Genomic DNA, 15,382 nt, shown 5'->3' on the forward strand with positions numbered 1-15,382 from the left:
TCACGCTCCACCCCAGGCGGAAAGGCCAAACTGTTAGACACACTTGCTTTCCTCGCCCCTCCGCCCCCAACCGCCGACGTCGGCGAAGGTTGTGGCGTTCCCCGACGTGTGGTAGAATCCCTTCAGCAACTCACGCTGTCACCCTCGCGGGAGGGCGACGAGCGCGGGCCGGCGGCTAAGCACCCGGCATCACGGTCGGGCCGAACGAACGCCCCCGTTCCTTCGAGGCCCCCGATGCTCGTCCACCTCCGCGACATCTCGTCCGTCACCCCGTACGCCGACAACCCCCGCGACAACGCCGCCGCCGCCGAGTCCATCGCCACGTTCGGGTGGCAGCAGCCGCTCGTTTTGGACGCCGACGGCGGCGTCGTCGGACACACCCGGTACAAGGCCGCCCGCACGCTCGGCCTGACCGTCGTCCCCGTGCACGTCGCCACGGACCTGACGCCGGCGATCGCCACGTGGGACGACGGCAAGCTCGTCGCCGAGTTGCTCGCCCTCCAGGGGACGGACGTCGACCTCGCGTCCATCGGCTTCACGGCCGACGAGCTGGCCGATCTGCTCCGAGGAGAACCCGACGCCAACCCCGGCGACCCGGACGCCGTCCCCGACCCGCCGGCCGACCCCGTGACCAAGCCCGGCGACGTGTGGCTCCTCGGCCGCCACCGCCTCCTGTGCGGCGACGCCACCAACCCCGCCGATCTCGCCACGCTGCTCGCCGGCACGCCGGCCGGCCTGCTCCGGACCGACCCGCCCTACAACGTCGCGTACGAGGGGAAGACGGCCGACAAGCTCACCCTCGCCAACGACGCCCTGGCCGGGGACGACGACCGCCGGTTCCTCGCCCGCGCCCTGGCCGCGGCCAACGGCGTCCTCCGCCCGGGGGCGGGATTCTACCTGTGGCACGCCGACCTCGAGGGGCTCACGGCGCGAACCGCCTGTGCCGACGCCGGCCTCCGCGTCCGCCAGTGCCTCGTCTGGGTCAAGTCGGCGTTCGCCTTGGGTCGCTTCGACTACCACTGGGGGCACGAGCCGTGCCTGTACGTGTGGGCCGACGGGGCCGCCCACACGTGCCTGTCCGACCGCGCCCAGGCGACCGTCCTCCCGTTCGACCGCCCGGCCAAGAACGACGTCCACCCGGCCATGAAGCCGGTCGACCTGTTCGCCGACCTGATCGGCAATTCGTGCCCCAACGGCGGGGTCGTCCTCGACCCGTTCGCCGGGTCGGGGACCTCACTCGTGGCGGGTGAACACACGGGACGAACGGCCGCCCTCGTCGAACTCGACCCGCGGTACTGTGACGTCATCGTGAAACGGTACGAGGACCTCACGGGCGGGACGGCCGAGCGGGTCCCGCCCGCGGACGCCGTTCCCGCGGCGGTGTGACTCGCCCCCGCCCCGAAAAACCCACCACGACCGACCACAACCGACTCTTTCCCCCCTCGGAGGCCCCCGTGGCGACCACCCCCGCCGGGCGGCGGCCGACGACACGCTCCTGCTCGCCCTCGCCTGCGGGGCCCCCCAGGAGGCCGCCGCGACCAAGGCCGGCCTCGGCGTCACCACCGTCCGCCGCCGCCTCCAGGACCCCGACTTCGTCCGCCGCCTCCGGGCCGTCCAGGCCGACATCGTCGCCCGCACGGCTGGGGCCCTCACCGCCGCCGCCACCGAGTCCGTCCGAACTCTCCTCGAACTCCAGAAGCCGGGGCCCCCGCCGGCCACCCGACTCGGGGCCGCCCGGGCCGTACTCTAGCTGGGCCTTAAGGTGCGGGAGGTGATCGAGTTGGCGGCCCGCCTCGCCGCCCTGGAGGAGCAGATGGACGCCGACTTCCGGCCCGACGACCGTGGGAGAGTGTGACGCGAACCCGCTCCCCGGTCCGGCGGCTCGAGCGACGGCTGGCCCCGCGGTTCCCGGCCGTGTGGGCCGCGTTCGAGCGGGTGTGCGACGTGTACCTGGCGGCGGAGGGTGGGCGATGAGGGTGCACGGGCGTCTGGACCGGCTGATCGCAAGAGTGCAGGCGACACGCCCAGACGCCCAACCGCTCACCATCTTCCTGGTCGAGGCGACGGCCAACCGGTCGGCACAGTCGTGCTGTGGGGCGGCCGGGCCCTGAGGTCACCTACCACCCGGTCGCCGGACCGCCGGTCCTTCCGCCGGGCGGGCCGCACAAGCTCATCGCCGGGCAGGTGTTGGATGTTTGAGGGCGGGCCATGTCGACTTGGGGGCGGGTGATGGAGGCGGTACAGCGGCGAGCCCGTTCCCATACCGCCGGGAGTTCTGTTCGTCTTCCTCAAAAGACCCCGCAGAGCGAGGACGGGCGACACGCCCATCCTCGCTCGGGGCACCGATCTATTCGTCTCTGCTCGGGGCTGGCGGGTGGCCTCCAGCCCTGTTCGGCCTTTAGCGGCTATGGCGTAAACTGTCGGCGGCAGCGGCCGTGTGGAATGCCTCAGAGCCCCAGTGGGTACTTGCCGAAGGCACCCTGCATCTTGTCGTACGAGGGCCGACTCCAGTCGCGGGACCACTCCGCGACCGCGGCCAACAGCGGTGCCCGGTCGGTCGCGTCGAGGGCGGCGTTGAACCGCTTGGCGGCCGCCGCCTGAACGCAAAACGCGGTCAGGGCGTCGTGCAGGGGCTTGCACGCCGCCGGGTACGTCGTCATGCCGCTCACGATCTTCAGCATGGTGTTCTGAATCAGCATCCGGTTCTCGCCGTACTTCCCGGCCGCCCCGACGACGTCCTTGGCGGTCTTCGCGTACTCCTCCACCGCCTTCGCCAGCATTCCTTTGACGTGCGCGTGGAACTTGGGATACTTCTTCTCGACCGCCGCCAGGTAGGTCTTCAGCTTCTCTTGCAGGGCCTCCGCCGCCGGGTGCCCGAGCTGGCACCCCTTCTGCGCGGCCTTGAAGAAGGCGTCCAGGGCCTCGCCCATTTTCACCTTCGGGCACGCGCCGGACGGCACCGGGCCGAACTCCTTCTTGCTCCGCTCTTCGACCCACTTCTTGTGCGTCCACACCTTGACCATTTCGTTCAACATTTCAGGCACGGCACGGTCTCCTCGGCACGGGTGGCGAGCGGTCCGCTCGCGGGGTTGGTCTGACACCAATGCGGAAGCGCACGCGGGAACCCGCCACGAATTTCCCGACGGCTTCGACAGGCCAGGGGCGGCGAGTGGTGGAACGTTCCCACCGCGCAGGTTATAATCGGCCGGTATGACGGAGATCACACAACTGCTCGGGGCGGCGGCCGGCGGCGACCCGGCGGCGGGCAGTCAACTCCTGCCGCTGGTCTACGACGAGTTGCGGAAGCTCGCGGCTCACAAGTTGGCCCACGAATCGCCCGGGCAGTCGCTGCAAGCCACGGCCCTCGTCCACGAGGCGTACCTGCGACTGGTCGGCGGCGAGCAGACACCGGGGTGGGACGGCCGGGGGCACTTTTTCGCGGCCGCCGCAGAAGCGATGCGCCGCATCCTCGTGGACCACGCCCGAGCCCGGCAGGCCGACAAGCGGGGCGGCGGCTGGACGCGGGTGGAGCTGGCCGACTGGCACCCCGAGCCGGACACGCCGGGTCAGGTGCTGGCCCTCAACGAAGCCCTCGACCGCTTCGCCGCCGTCGAGCCGGAGATGGCCAAGCTCGTCACCCTGCGGTTCTTCGGCGGCCTGACCACCCCGGAAGCCGCCCAGGCTCTCGGCGTGTCGCTGCGAACGGCCGAGCGGTGGTGGCTGTTCGCCCGGTCGTGGCTCTACTCCGAACTGCTCGACGAGAAGGAATAAATCTTCCCACGGTGTGGCGGTGTTCGGCAGTCGATTCCGCATTGAGCTGTGCCCGCTCTGCCGCGAGATTAACATGGCCTCGGCCGAATCCATCTTCTTCGCCGCCCTCGACCGTCCGCCGGACGAGCGGGCCACCTTTCTGGCCCAGGCTTGCGATGGCGACCCCGCTCTGAGGGGCCGGATCGAGCGAATGCTCGCGGTCCAACCAGCGGTCGGCCAGTTCCTCGACCCGCCGGCCGCACCCGTTGCTGCCTCGGCGGACCAACCCGGCACCGTCGTCGCCGGTCGGTACAAGTTGCTGGAGTCGATCGGCGAGGGCGGCATGGGCACCGTCTGGCGGGCGGACCAATTGCACCCGGTCCGGCGGGAGGTGGCGGTCAAGCTCGTCCGCGACGAGCACCAGTTCTCCCGGCCGTTCCGCGTGCGGTTCGAGGCCGAGCGACAAGCTCTCGCGTTGATGGACCACCCGCACATCGCCAAACTTCTCGACGCCGGCACCATGGCAGCGACCGACCCCGCCGGGGCCGACCGGCCGTACTTCGTCATGGAACTCGTCCGGGGTGTCCCGCTGAACGTGTTCTGCGACCGCCACCACCTGTCCGTGCCGGACCGCCTGCGACTGTTCGTGCAAATCTGCGCCGCCGTCCAGCACGCGCACCAGAAGGGCGTCCTGCACCGCGACCTGAAGCCGGGCAACGTCCTCGTCGAGAGCCACGACGGCCGGCCGCTGGTGCGGGTGATCGACTTCGGCTTGGCCAAGGCCACGGGTGAGTTGCGACTGACCGACCAGACGCTGTTCACTCAGTTCGGAGGTGTCGTCGGCACGCCGTTGTACATGGCCCCGGAGCAGGCGACGTTCAACGCCGTGGACGTGGACACACGGGCCGACGTGTACGCCCTCGGCGTCATCCTCTACGAACTGCTCACGGGCACGACGCCGATCGAACACGAGGCTGCGAAGAAGGCGCCGCTGGAGGAAGTCCTGCGGCTCATCCGCGACGCCGACCCGCCGACGCCGAGCAACCGCCTCGCCTCGACCGTCGACGGCGCGACCGCGGCAATCAACCGCGGCACGGAGGTGCAGACGCTCGGCCGATTCCTTCGCGGCGACCTGGACTGGATCGTGATGAAGGCCCTGGCGAAGGAGCGGGACCGGCGGTACGAGTCGGCCGCCGCGTTCGCCGCCGACGTGGAGCGGTTCTTGGCCTATGAGCCGGTCCTCGCCGGGCCGCCGGGGGCCGCGTACCGCGTGCGGAAATTCGTCCGCCGCAACCGACCGCAGGTGGTGGCCGCCGCCCTGCTGTTGTTCGCGCTCGTCGCCGGCATCGCCGGGACGACGGCTGGGCTGATTCAGGCGGACGCTCGGCGGAAGGAGGCGGACGAAGCGCGCGGCCAGGAAACTGAGCAGCGGACGCGCGCGGAAGAAGCCCTGGGCCGCGAGGCGGGGGAACGGGCGCGGGCGGAACGGGCCCTGGGCCGCGAGGCCGCCGAGCGGACGCGGGCCGAACAGGCCCTCGACCAGACCCGGCAGGCCCTCGAATCGCTGCTCACGTCGCTCATCGGCGAGTCGCTCCTCGACAAGCAGCGGCCGCTGACGGACGAGCAGAAGAACATCATCGCCCAACTGCTCGTGCATTTCGAGAAGTTGACACGGGAGCCACAGACCGACGAGGCGTCCCGCGCCCGGGCGGGGCGGGCGGCGATACGGGTCTGGCACATCCAGTCGCGGCTCGACCGCAAAGGGGAGGCGGAAGCCGCAGCCCGGCGGGCCGTGGCGGCGTTCACGGCCCTCGCGGCCGAATTCCCGACCACCCTCGATTACCGCCGCAGCCTGGCCGTCGGCCACAACAACCTCGGCTCCGTGCTGAAGGCGAACAAGAAGTTCGACGCGGCCCAGGAACAGTTCCGGGCCGCGATGTCGATTCAGACGAAGCTGGTGGCGGACTACCCGGAGACGCCGCTGTATCGCTCCGACCTGGGCACCAGCCGCCTCAACCTCGGCATCGCCCTCGTGCCGCAAAAGCCCCGCGAGGCGGAAGCCGAGTACCGCGAGGGCCTGGCCGTCTGGGAGAAGCTCGCGGCGGACTTCCCGGCCGCGGCCGAGTACCGCCGGAACCTGGCACTGGGCCACCAGCTCTTGGGGATGCGGTTGTCCAACAAGGGCCAGTGGCCGCTCGCGGAGAAGGAGTACAACGAGGCCGTGCAACGCCTGGAGAAGCTCGCCGCCGACGCTCCCGACGCCCCGGAGTACCGCCGCGTCCTGGGGAACACGCTGCAGGAAATGGCCGACCGCAGGCAGGCGCCGTTGATCCAATACGTCCAGCTTCTCCGTCGGGCCTTCGAGGTCCGCGAGAAGCTGGCGGCGGACGCCCCCGGCATCGCGGACTACCAGATCGACCTGGCCCGAACCGCCGCCGACCTGAGCCACACCCTGCACATGGGCGCGGGTGCGCAGCCGGCCGACCTGGCTGCGGCACTCGGAAAGGCGATCGACGCCCTGGCCCGGGTGTCCGGGCCGGACCGCCGGTCGGACACATTCCGCCGCCTCCTGCTGGACTGCCATGAAGGACGGGCGTGGGCGTACAACCGGCTGAGCAAGTACCGCGAGGGCCTGGCCGACTGGGACGCGGCCGTCCCGCTCTGTTCGAAGGACCAGGAACCCCAGTACCGCATGTATCGGATTCACCCGCTCATCCAGGTCGGTCAGTTGGCGAAGGCCGCGGACGAGGCCGCGGAGTTGGGCAAGGTCAAGAAGTGGCCCGCCGATCAGTTGGGGCATTTCGCCTGGGTCTGTGCCCACGCCAGCCGCCTGACCCCGGCGCGGAAGGGCGAGTTCGCCGACCGGTCGGTCGAGTTGCTCAGCGCGGCCGTCGCCGCCGGCTACAAGGACCTGGACCGCGTGACGACGAGTGCCGACTTCGTCGCCCTGAAGGACCGTGACGACTTCAAGAAGGCGATCGAGGCGATGACGAAGCCGAAGCCGTGACGGCCTTTCCAACACATCCCTTTCGCCGGTGCTTCCCGCCTGTCGTCGAATTCCCGGAATCGGTGGCGGGGTTCGGCCGCCGATTCCGCATGGGTGAGTGGCCCAACATCCCTTCACCACCCGGCCGCCTCGCCGCGGCCCGCACAGGAGTTCCCCATGACCCGCGTCGACCTGGCCGCCCTGAAACTGGACCAACTGTTCGCCAAGCTGGCCGCCGACAACCGGCCGAAGGACGCCGCCCCGGACCACGCCGTCAAGACCAACCCCGTCCCGTTCGACCCGCACCTGGAGCTCGAAGACAAGCACGAGAAGCTGTACCAGAAGGACGCCCTGTTCCAGCACAAGATCGAGGAGTTCAAGACCGGCGGGGCTAAGACCATCGTCGGCGAGATGGTCACCGCCCTGGCCGCCCGGTTCAAGACGTTCGCGGCCGTGCCGGCGGCCGACCGGCCGGGCAAGGTCGCGCAGTTCAACGCCGATCTCGACGCGATCATCACCGCCCACGGAGACCGAATTCAACAGGGCGGCGAGCAGATCGCCGACGAGTACCTCGCCCAGGTGAAGGCCGGCAAAGTCGCCCGGCGGAAGTACCAGAACAAGGCCGGCAAGAACATCCTGATGGTCGTCGGCAGCGTGGCCGGGACCGGGGCCGCCATCGCCGCGACCGTCGCCACCTTCGGGGCGGCCGCCCCGTCCCTGGTGTTCAGCGTGTACGGCAACTACAAGGCGTGCAAGGAGCTGATGGGGACCATCCACAGCTACAAGAAGGAGATGGACAAGCATCTGGCCAGTGCCCAGAAGACGCTCACCGCCATCACCGAAAAGTACAACGGCAGCGCGTGGAAGACGGCCAAGGGCGAAGTCGTCGCGAAGGCGGCCGACGAGTTCCTGAAGACTCAGACGGACAGCATCAAGAAGCTAGAGTCCGACATCAAGCACTTCGACCGGCACATCGACCTGGGGTACCTGACCGTCCACAAGATGGGCAAGGAAGTGACGGAGAGCAAGCAGGCCCTGACGAAGGCCGTGGCCGAGTGGGAGGTGGAGCGGAAGAAGATCGCGGCGGCCGCCGCCGCCCTGCCGGGCGACCTGAGCCAGCAGCAACTGGCGAAGCACGCCGACCTGAAAGCCGAGCTAGACCAGAAGCTCGAGGCTCAGCCGACCTGGCTGGGCCAGTTGAACGACATGGAGGGGGAGTTGAAGAAGCACAAGGAGACGGTGAAGACGCTGTCGGAAGCGGCGAAGGCCCTGAAGGAGAAACGGCCGGCGTGGGTGGCCCAGTCGGGCAACGCGATGCGGCTGACGACGGTCGGGCTGGGGGCCGCCGCCGGCAGCTTCGAGGCGGCCGCGGCCGAGGGGGCCGCGCAGACGGCCAAACTGGCCGAGACGTTCACGTCCACGGTGGCCGAGTTCGCCACGACGTTCGGCAAGCAGATCACCGACAAGGCGAAGCAAGTGCTGAAGAGGTGACGCGACGGGCAACTGCCGGGGGACCCTTGTCGCGTGGCTGGTTTGTTGTTGCCATCAACGGGATACCCCATTTTCCTGATCGCTCGCGCAGTCCATCTCGGCCAGCTTCTGCTGACGGGCCTCCCCGGCAGGGCGACCGGATGCTGGTGACGGTAGGAGGAGAATGAGGGCCCGCGGGCGAGTCGCCCAACCGCTCACCATCTTCCTGGTCGAGGCGACGACCGATCGGCTGGCCGGCACAGTCGTGCGGTGGGGCGGCCGGGCCCGGGAAGTAATCTACGACTCGGCCGCCGGACCGCCGGTCCTTCCGCCGGGCGGGCCGCACAAGCTCATCGCCGAGCAAATGTTGGATGTTTGAGCAAGGGTGTTGCCATGTCGGCAAAACTGCGGCGGGTGAAGGGAAGTCGAGGCGGCCTACACACGGGCCCACCCGCCGCCGGCACCCCCGCCCGGCGGCGTGTTCGTCCTCTAGGCCACCCCCGACCGCCCGTCCGGCCCGTGGGTCCGCCCGAACGGGGCGACCGAGGTCCTCGTCTACGACCCGGCCGGGCCCAAGCTCGACGTCCGGTTCCCGGGCAACCCCCTCGTCCTCACCGGGATCGACCCCTTCCCCCGCGATCCCGAACTCCGGGCGGCGTGCCGGCTCGTCCCGGTAGGCTGGTGACGGCAGCCGCGGACGCTTCAGTGGCCGGGCGTAACTCGGTCCCCGGTGGGAATCGCCGTGTCCCACCCGCCGCCGAAGCCCCTCGACCAACTCCGCCACGCCCTCCGGGTGCGGCACGACGCGATCCGCACCGAGGACGCCGACCACGACGGGTGCCTGCAGTTCATCCTGTTCCGCGGCAAGCAACACCCGCTCGACCTGGTCGAGCCGGACGTGAACGCCTTCCTCACCGACTTGGCCGTTGACCGGCACGTCACCGCGTCCACGCAGTCGCAAGCCCTGTGCGCCCTCCTGCTCCGGTACGAGCACGTCCTCGCCCGCCCGCTCGACCAACTCCGCGTCGTTCGGGCGACCCGCCCGAAGCGGTTGCCCGTCGTGCGGACCCGCGGCGAGGTCCGGCACGTCCTCGGCCGCCTGGACGGCACCCCGCGGCTAGTCGCCCTCATCCCGTACGGGGCCACGGGGTGACGGCCGGGCGGCGCAGGGTGCCTTACCGTGTGAGGCTGCGCGACCGGTTGGGGGCCGGGCGCCGTAACTGCGGACCCAGGGCCTTGACGTGCGGCCGCCGGCGCGGTCCAATCCACTTCCCGTGTTCGTCTGCACCGGCACAGGCGAATACTCTGCTCGGCCACGGAGGGCGCGCGGATGGCGAAGGCCATGAAGATCCGCGCTCTGATGTCGCCCCCGACTCCCTTGACCAAGTTCGACCCCGGCGCGTACTGGAGTGGGTTGGAATTCGAGGAGACGGACGCGGCGAACACCGAGGCAGAGCGGGATGGGTTGGCCCAATTCGTCCACTTCTTGGCGTTCCTCGCCCTGCAGGCGGGGTCGACGCGATGGGCGTCGGTGGTACCCGCGAGGAGTTCGGCGATGCGGGCGTTGGAGTCTCACTTCGGCCACTTGGCGGGATGGCCGCGTGTGACGAGGAGCGGGCTGTCGTACCCCTAGGCGGCCCGCCTGCTCCTGCCGCTCTACCCGCCGCGGATGCCTGCCGCCGAACCCGCCGCGGCACCGGACCCGGCCGCATAGATTGGTTCTGGGAGTACATCAGTCCCCTATTGCGGCCTTACCGATGAACGTAGTCGTTCGGCAGCGGAGGGCTGACGCTGCGGGAGTACCGACAGTCCCATGCCCCGGGCGGGTGACAGTGTGCTGTATCGAAAGTGATTCGCGCAATTGCCCGTTTCGTGCGGACCGGATGTGGAATATCTTTGAATCACTCCAACAGACATCGTAGACATAGTCGCCCGATAACGTTTTGCCCGACGAACCGATGGCCGTACCAGCTGAAGCGTCGGCCGTTCTTCGACAACCTTTCCCCTTGATGCCCGGATACGGAGTTCTTCATGCAGCGGCGTGACTTCCTTAAAACCTCTGGCGCGATCGCGGGCGGACTGTCGGCCCCTCTCCTCGCCCCCGCCGTCCGGGCGGCCACCCCCGCCCCGCGGGCCGTGGCCGTCGCCGTTCAGGCCGACCAACCACGGGGCAAACTTAACCCGATCTGGCGGTTCTTCGGGGCCGACGAGCCGAACTACGCGACCATGAAGGACGGCAAGAAACTCCTCGGTGAACTCGGCGAACTGTCCCCGAAGAACGTGTATTTCCGGACCCACAACCTGCTCACCTCCGGCGACGGCACCCCGGCCCTCAAGTGGGGCTCGACGGGGGCCTACAAGGAGGACGCGGCCGGCAACCCGGTGTACGACTGGACCATCCTCGACGGCATCTTCGACGCCTACCTCGAGCGGGGGGTGAGGCCCTACGCCCAGATCGGGTTCATGCCGAAGGAGATGTCCACGAAGCCCGAGCCGTACCAGCACAAGTGGACCCCGAAGGCCAAGTACGACGAAATCTACACCGGCTGGGCGTACCCGCCGAAGGACTACAAGAAGTGGGCCGAACTGGTGTACCAGTGGGTCACGCACTGCGTCCAGAAGTACGGCAAGGCCGAGGTCGAGACGTGGTACTGGGAGACGTGGAACGAGCCGAACATCGCGTACTGGCGGGGCACCCCGGAGGAGTTCCGCAAGCTCCACGACTACGCCATCGACGCGGTCCGCCGCGCCCTGCCGACGGCCCGCGTCGGCGGCCCGGACACCGCCGGCCACGGCGGGCCGTGGGGCCGCAATTTCCTCGAACACTGCGTCCGCGGCAAGAACTACGCGACCGGCGGGGTGGGCACCCCGATCGACTTCGTGTCGTTCCACGCGAAGGGATCGCCGCAGTTCGTGGACGGGCACGTCCGGCTCGGAATCGCCGACCAACTCCGCACCATCGCCCAGGGGTTCGCCCAGGTCGCGTCGTTCTCGGAACTCAAAAACAAACCGATCGTGATCGGCGAATCCGACCCGGACGGCTGCGCGGCCTGCCAGGGGCGGCAGCTCGGGTACCGGAACACGACGATGTATTCGAGCTATACGGCGGCCAGCTTCGCCCGCAAGCACGACCTGGCGGCCAAGCACGGGGTGAACCTGGAGGGGGCGTTGACCTGGGCGTTCGAGTTCGAGGGCCAGCCGTACTTCGCCGGGTTCCGGGTGCTGGCGACGAACGGCCTCGACCTGCCGGTCATGAACGTGTTCCGGATGTTCGCCAAGATGGGCGGCAAGCGGGTGGCGGCCGAAAGTGACGGGGCCATCCCGTTGGACAAGATCGTGCGGGACGGGGTGCGGGGAGAACCGGACGTGGCCGCCCTGGCGAGCCGGGACGGCGACCGGGTGTGCGTGCTGGTCTGGCACTACCACGACGACGACGTGCCCGGCGCGACGGCCGAGGTGACGCTGACCGTGACCGGCTTGCCCGAGAAGGCTGAGGCGGCGAAACTGACCCAGTACCGCATCGACGAAACGCACAGTAACTCGCACACGGCTTGGTTGAAGATGGGTTCGCCCGCCCAGCCGACGCCGGAGCAGTACGCCGCCTTGGAGAAGGCCGGCCACTTGGAACGGATCGGAGAGGTCGAGACGGTCCGACCGGCGGGCGGGAAAATGACGTACAAGATATCGCTGCCGCGGCAGGCAGTCGCATTGATTGTAATCGAGCCGACATAGGATCGGTAAAGGTGGTGGCCTCGCTTTGGCGTATTAAGCATCGCGCCTGCAAAAGTCGCTCGTGATGCCGTTGACATCTGGCGAAGCCGTACCGATCACGCTCGCGGGGCATAATACTGTGCGAGTAAGGTCGTCTTAACTGAGGTGGGCTGTTTGCGATATCGGGGCGACGAACTTTCCTCGCCCCGAGGCCCGTCATGTTCAACCGCCATGACATCCGCGACGCCCATTGGGATCGCATCAATGACCCGGTGCGAGGTCCCGTCGCTTGGAATCCGCAGAGCAAGTGCTGAGACTTCGACGCAGAACCGGTGGGCGGTCGTGCGGTCCCGGCTAGCTACGACCCGCCTGACAGTCGCTTGCCGCCCGCGGATCACGGCTGAGAGGGCGTCCGAGCCTGCGTGCGGTGGGTCCGGGCCAACGAGCCGGCGGCGCGGGCCTACATGGCCGGACAGTTGTTCCTGGGGTGGCGGGAGGACTGGTACGATGAGGAGATCGACGACGTGACTCCGCCGGAGGAGTTCCACAGCAGGTTGGCCCCGTCCGGCATCAATTTCTATGACGACCAAGAGGCGCGGCTGATCTACGACGACGGCGAATTGTTCGGGGCCACGGATTCAGCCTACAGGTCAACGCGGCCGGCGAGTTCTAGGTCAACGCGGCCGGCGAGTTCGTCGCGGGGCCGGACATATTCGGGTAGCCAGCAAAGGCCCGCCGAGCCAGACGATGCGGCGGGGGGCATCAGCGACTTTCAAGGTTCAAGTTCACTCACCCCCCGCCGGCCGGTGAGCCGAGTCGTTCGGCAAGAGTAGCCTACCAATGGACGAAGCCGCACCAGAAGCACACATCGTTTACTGCCGGTCGCAGATGCTTCTCGACCGCCAGAAGTACGAGTCGTGGCGGGATGTGCAAGTCGCCTACGAGGACTACATGACCTCGCTCGGCCCGTGGTCCGCGGCGGAGATCATCGGGTTCCTCGAAGACGACTGGGGGGCGGACGACTCGCGGTGGCCGTTCACCCGGCAGGCCATCGCAGACTTCTTCCGCTCGGGCGAGTCGCGGCTGGTGTGCCCAGAGGCCGAACGTAGCGTGTTGTCAAGAGGTGATTCTTGACCCCCACGTCGAGTCGAACGGCGTCCGGCTTTTGAGTACGCCGTCGCAGATCATGACGAGCTTCCGCATGCACGCCCCGATGGCCTGCATCTTCGGCTTCGGGCCGCCGCGGCGGTCGGGGTCGGTGAGGCTTGCGAAGAACCTCCGAAGGGTGGGATTGAACCGCACGGCCGTCTGTGTCGGCAGGAACAGGGCCTTCCGCAGCCGGGCGTTCCCCGACTTCGACAGCCGGGTCCGCCCGCGGACGGACGACCCGCTCCGGAACTCCCGCGGCGACAGGCCGCAGTACGCCGCCGCTTGGGCACTCGGCACCCGTGCGACCGGCGGTAGTTCGGCCCGGACGGTCGAGGCGGTCTGCGGCCCGCCCCCCCCGGGATGGAGGTCAGTAGTTCGGCGTCGTCGGCCAGGGCCGGGGCGGCGGCGATGACCGCGTCGGCGGCCGCTTGCATGGCGTCCGCCTCCTTGCCCGGGAGCTTCACCACCCGGGCCACCGACCGCCGGGCGGCCGGGGTCAGGAGGGGGGATTCGAGCCGGGCCTTCTCGCCCGCGGCGAGTTGCCGCAGGTCGTCCCGGTGGCGGACGAACGCCTGCAATTCCCGGACATCCGGGGTCGGCGGAGCCCAGGCGGGCGGGACCTCATCGCGGGTGTCGGCGGAGCCCAGGCGGGCGTGGGCCTTGTCCGTCTTGTTCCGCCGGCCGCGCATCACCCCGGCGTACTTGACCCGGGTCGGGTTGATGACGCTCACCACCCGGCCGGCGGCGTGCCGGTGGCACGGAGGGCGCCCTCGTACCCGCCGGTGGCTTCCATGCCGAAGTGGGTTGTGGACTCGGGGGCGTGGCCGTCGGCCCAGGCCAGGAGGGCGGCGAACCCGTCCGGGGCGTTGGGGAACGCCTTGCCGCGGGCCTTCCCGTCCGGCGTCAGGAGGCAGGCGTCGAGCGTCGCCTTGGAGATGTCGATCCCGATGACGGTGGTCGTGGCGGCGGTGCCCAAGGTGTCCCTCCCCTCATGCTCACGGATGCGGGGTCGGCTCGGGAGGAGCCGCCCGCCGGGTAGCGCCCGAGGTCGAGGAGCACCGGCGGCCGGTCCGCCACCTGGTTCGCGAGGTCGGGTGCCTCATGCGCGGCATGCGGTTGGTCCGACCGCCAGACTGTCGCCTCAACGACCCCGGCATGGTAACATGTGATGCCGCTGCACCTGACGGCGGGGCGTGATTGGTTTTTGGGACGACAAGCTCCCCGGTGCCCCGCCGCTGCTGAGCGGGGTCGTTCGGCGGAAGAGGGCGCACCAATGGGCGACGTCCGGCGGGCTGCGGCCTTGTACCGGGATACTAACGCAGACCCGGTGGAGGCGCTCCCGCGGTTGCGGCATGGAGCGTCGGACCCCGACGACTTGGTGCGGCACATGGCCGCAGTGCAGCTCGCGTTCCACCACCCGCGAGCACTCCCGGAGGCGGTTGCCCGCGAGTTGCTGGGCACCCTGGGACGAGTGTCACGGGCGTCCGTCAGTTCGTCACTGATCTCGGAGTACACGCGGGCCACCGACGACGGCGAGGACTGCTGGGACTTGGGGCAGCACATCGCGCTGGCGCTGGCCCGGCTGCCGGCCGGGTCGGGCGACTTCGCCGTGCCCGAGTTGGTCGCCCTCTGGCAGCGAGACCGGCAGTTCTACGAGGTGGCACTGGCAGCAGTCTCGCTGTCGTTCCCAGAGGGTGGCCGCCCCACAGCATCGGCACTGAGCGAGTTGCAGCAGTCCGTACTGGTGGCACTGACGGGCGACGACGCGGTGTGGACGTTCTGCATGCCCACGGCCCCGCTCTTGGCCGCCCGCGGGTTGCCAACCACACGGCACGGCATGCAGGCGTTCCTGGACGGGACGGGCGGGTAGCCCCGAACCCGGCGCGGCACCCGATCCGGCCGCGTGCACTGATTTTAGGATTGTTGATGTCTCTGATCGCAGCCGGCCTGGTGAGCGGGGTCGTTCGGCTTGTAGAATGGCCCTCGTCATGGAACACGACCCGGTCAAGATCGACGCGGCGCTCCTCGCCCTGCTCTCGCTCGGTCTGGACGATGGGCCGCGGGTGTGGAAGGGGTTCGACTGGGACGCGATGGACCGGCTGCACGCGGCCGGGCTGATCTCCGACCCGCGGACCCCGGCCAAGTCGGTCGTGCTCACGGAGGCGTAACTCGTCGGCCTGCCGATGAGTTACGTCAGGAGCTGTTCGCCAAGACGGCCGAACCCGGCGAGGCAGTGGCCCCCGCGGCACGCAGCGATTCCCCGCTGTGACGGCGGTCGAGCCGCGGGGCCACTGAACTGAGTCACTCGGCGGCGGA

At 69.2% G+C, this 15,382-nt stretch carries 15 protein-coding genes; 12 read left to right on the top strand and 3 right to left on the bottom strand.

Annotation, left to right across the window (positions count from 1 at the left end; genetic code table 11):
- Nucleotides 1-234: 234 nt before the first annotated feature.
- Nucleotides 235-1,386: a DNA modification methylase gene (locus PX52LOC_RS39040; protein ID WP_149115158.1), complete on the top strand. Its 1,152-nt coding sequence runs from the start codon at nucleotides 235-237 to the stop codon at nucleotides 1,384-1,386.
- Between the two features lie 465 nt (nucleotides 1,387-1,851).
- On the top strand, nucleotides 1,852-1,974 hold the full coding sequence (locus PX52LOC_RS43570) for a hypothetical protein (protein ID WP_261345052.1): 123 nt from the start codon (nucleotides 1,852-1,854) through the stop codon (nucleotides 1,972-1,974).
- A 473-nt stretch (nucleotides 1,975-2,447) separates the two neighbouring features.
- Here the strand turns inward: PX52LOC_RS43570 and PX52LOC_RS39050 are convergent, their stop codons facing one another.
- Nucleotides 2,448-3,044 (bottom strand): hypothetical protein, encoded by a 597-nt coding sequence (locus tag PX52LOC_RS39050; protein ID WP_149115159.1) that lies wholly within the window; start codon nucleotides 3,042-3,044, stop codon nucleotides 2,448-2,450.
- 166 nt (nucleotides 3,045-3,210) lie between these two features.
- On the opposite strand from PX52LOC_RS39050, the gene PX52LOC_RS39055 reads away from it, so the two are divergent.
- The 8 genes from PX52LOC_RS39055 to PX52LOC_RS39090 all read left to right on the top strand — a co-directional run bounded on the left by PX52LOC_RS39055 (nucleotide 3,211) and on the right by PX52LOC_RS39090 (nucleotide 13,051).
- Nucleotides 3,211-3,771, top strand: coding sequence for a sigma-70 family RNA polymerase sigma factor (locus PX52LOC_RS39055; protein ID WP_149115160.1), 561 nt, complete (start codon nucleotides 3,211-3,213; stop codon nucleotides 3,769-3,771).
- A gap of 73 nt (nucleotides 3,772-3,844) precedes the next feature.
- Nucleotides 3,845-6,757: a serine/threonine-protein kinase gene (locus PX52LOC_RS39060; RefSeq protein WP_149115161.1), complete on the top strand. Its 2,913-nt coding sequence runs from the start codon at nucleotides 3,845-3,847 to the stop codon at nucleotides 6,755-6,757.
- A gap of 156 nt (nucleotides 6,758-6,913) precedes the next feature.
- Nucleotides 6,914-8,227, top strand: coding sequence for a hypothetical protein (locus PX52LOC_RS39065; protein WP_149115162.1), 1,314 nt, complete (start codon nucleotides 6,914-6,916; stop codon nucleotides 8,225-8,227).
- 163 nt (nucleotides 8,228-8,390) lie between these two features.
- Complete coding sequence (locus PX52LOC_RS39070; protein WP_149115163.1) at nucleotides 8,391-8,585, top strand: hypothetical protein; 195 nt, start codon at nucleotides 8,391-8,393, stop codon at nucleotides 8,583-8,585.
- A gap of 363 nt (nucleotides 8,586-8,948) precedes the next feature.
- Nucleotides 8,949-9,359, top strand: coding sequence for a phage integrase N-terminal SAM-like domain-containing protein (locus PX52LOC_RS39075; protein WP_149115164.1), 411 nt, complete (start codon nucleotides 8,949-8,951; stop codon nucleotides 9,357-9,359).
- A gap of 177 nt (nucleotides 9,360-9,536) precedes the next feature.
- Complete coding sequence (locus PX52LOC_RS39080; protein ID WP_149115165.1) at nucleotides 9,537-9,839, top strand: hypothetical protein; 303 nt, start codon at nucleotides 9,537-9,539, stop codon at nucleotides 9,837-9,839.
- A gap of 398 nt (nucleotides 9,840-10,237) precedes the next feature.
- The gene (locus PX52LOC_RS39085; protein WP_149115166.1) at nucleotides 10,238-11,938 is read left to right on the top strand and encodes a GH39 family glycosyl hydrolase; all 1,701 of its coding nucleotides are present in this window, start codon (nucleotides 10,238-10,240) and stop codon (nucleotides 11,936-11,938) included.
- An 819-nt stretch (nucleotides 11,939-12,757) separates the two neighbouring features.
- Nucleotides 12,758-13,051 (top strand): hypothetical protein, encoded by a 294-nt coding sequence (locus PX52LOC_RS39090; RefSeq protein WP_149115167.1) that lies wholly within the window; start codon nucleotides 12,758-12,760, stop codon nucleotides 13,049-13,051.
- On the opposite strand, the gene PX52LOC_RS43575 is transcribed toward PX52LOC_RS39090, so the two are convergent.
- Nucleotides 13,034-13,675, bottom strand: a complete 642-nt coding sequence (locus PX52LOC_RS43575) for a transposase (RefSeq protein ID WP_149115168.1) — start codon at nucleotides 13,673-13,675, stop codon at nucleotides 13,034-13,036. The two genes, PX52LOC_RS39090 and PX52LOC_RS43575, sit on opposite strands and share 18 nt — an antisense overlap.
- 118 nt (nucleotides 13,676-13,793) lie before the next feature.
- Entirely contained in the window at nucleotides 13,794-14,042 is a 249-nt protein-coding gene (locus PX52LOC_RS39100; protein WP_168219487.1) for an IS110 family transposase, read from the bottom strand.
- Between the two features lie 297 nt (nucleotides 14,043-14,339).
- On the opposite strand from PX52LOC_RS39100, the gene PX52LOC_RS39105 reads away from it, so the two are divergent.
- Both PX52LOC_RS39105 and PX52LOC_RS39110 read left to right on the top strand, forming a co-directional pair.
- A complete protein-coding gene (locus PX52LOC_RS39105) occupies nucleotides 14,340-14,936 on the top strand; it encodes a hypothetical protein (RefSeq protein ID WP_149115170.1) in 597 nt (198 codons plus the stop codon).
- 106 nt (nucleotides 14,937-15,042) lie between these two features.
- Nucleotides 15,043-15,234: a DUF6429 family protein gene (locus PX52LOC_RS39110; RefSeq protein WP_218575245.1), complete on the top strand. Its 192-nt coding sequence runs from the start codon at nucleotides 15,043-15,045 to the stop codon at nucleotides 15,232-15,234.
- Nucleotides 15,235-15,382 lie beyond the last annotated feature (148 nt).

Source organism: Limnoglobus roseus (genome assembly GCF_008254045.1).
Classification (GTDB): Bacteria; Planctomycetota; Planctomycetia; order Gemmatales; family Gemmataceae; genus Limnoglobus; species Limnoglobus roseus.

Coding starts and splice junctions, on each gene's coding strand:
- PX52LOC_RS39040 (WP_149115158.1), top strand. CDS start 235: ATGCTCGTCCACCTCCGCGACATCTCGTCCGTCACCCCGTACGCCGAC.
- PX52LOC_RS39055 (WP_149115160.1), top strand. CDS start 3,211: ATGACGGAGATCACACAACTGCTCGGGGCGGCGGCCGGCGGCGACCCG.
- PX52LOC_RS39060 (WP_149115161.1), top strand. CDS start 3,845: ATGGCCTCGGCCGAATCCATCTTCTTCGCCGCCCTCGACCGTCCGCCG.
- PX52LOC_RS39065 (WP_149115162.1), top strand. CDS start 6,914: ATGACCCGCGTCGACCTGGCCGCCCTGAAACTGGACCAACTGTTCGCC.
- PX52LOC_RS39070 (WP_149115163.1), top strand. CDS start 8,391: ATGAGGGCCCGCGGGCGAGTCGCCCAACCGCTCACCATCTTCCTGGTC.
- PX52LOC_RS39080 (WP_149115165.1), top strand. CDS start 9,537: ATGGCGAAGGCCATGAAGATCCGCGCTCTGATGTCGCCCCCGACTCCC.
- PX52LOC_RS39085 (WP_149115166.1), top strand. CDS start 10,238: ATGCAGCGGCGTGACTTCCTTAAAACCTCTGGCGCGATCGCGGGCGGA.
- PX52LOC_RS39090 (WP_149115167.1), top strand. CDS start 12,758: ATGGACGAAGCCGCACCAGAAGCACACATCGTTTACTGCCGGTCGCAG.
- PX52LOC_RS39105 (WP_149115170.1), top strand. CDS start 14,340: ATGGGCGACGTCCGGCGGGCTGCGGCCTTGTACCGGGATACTAACGCA.
- PX52LOC_RS39110 (WP_218575245.1), top strand. CDS start 15,043: ATGGCCCTCGTCATGGAACACGACCCGGTCAAGATCGACGCGGCGCTC.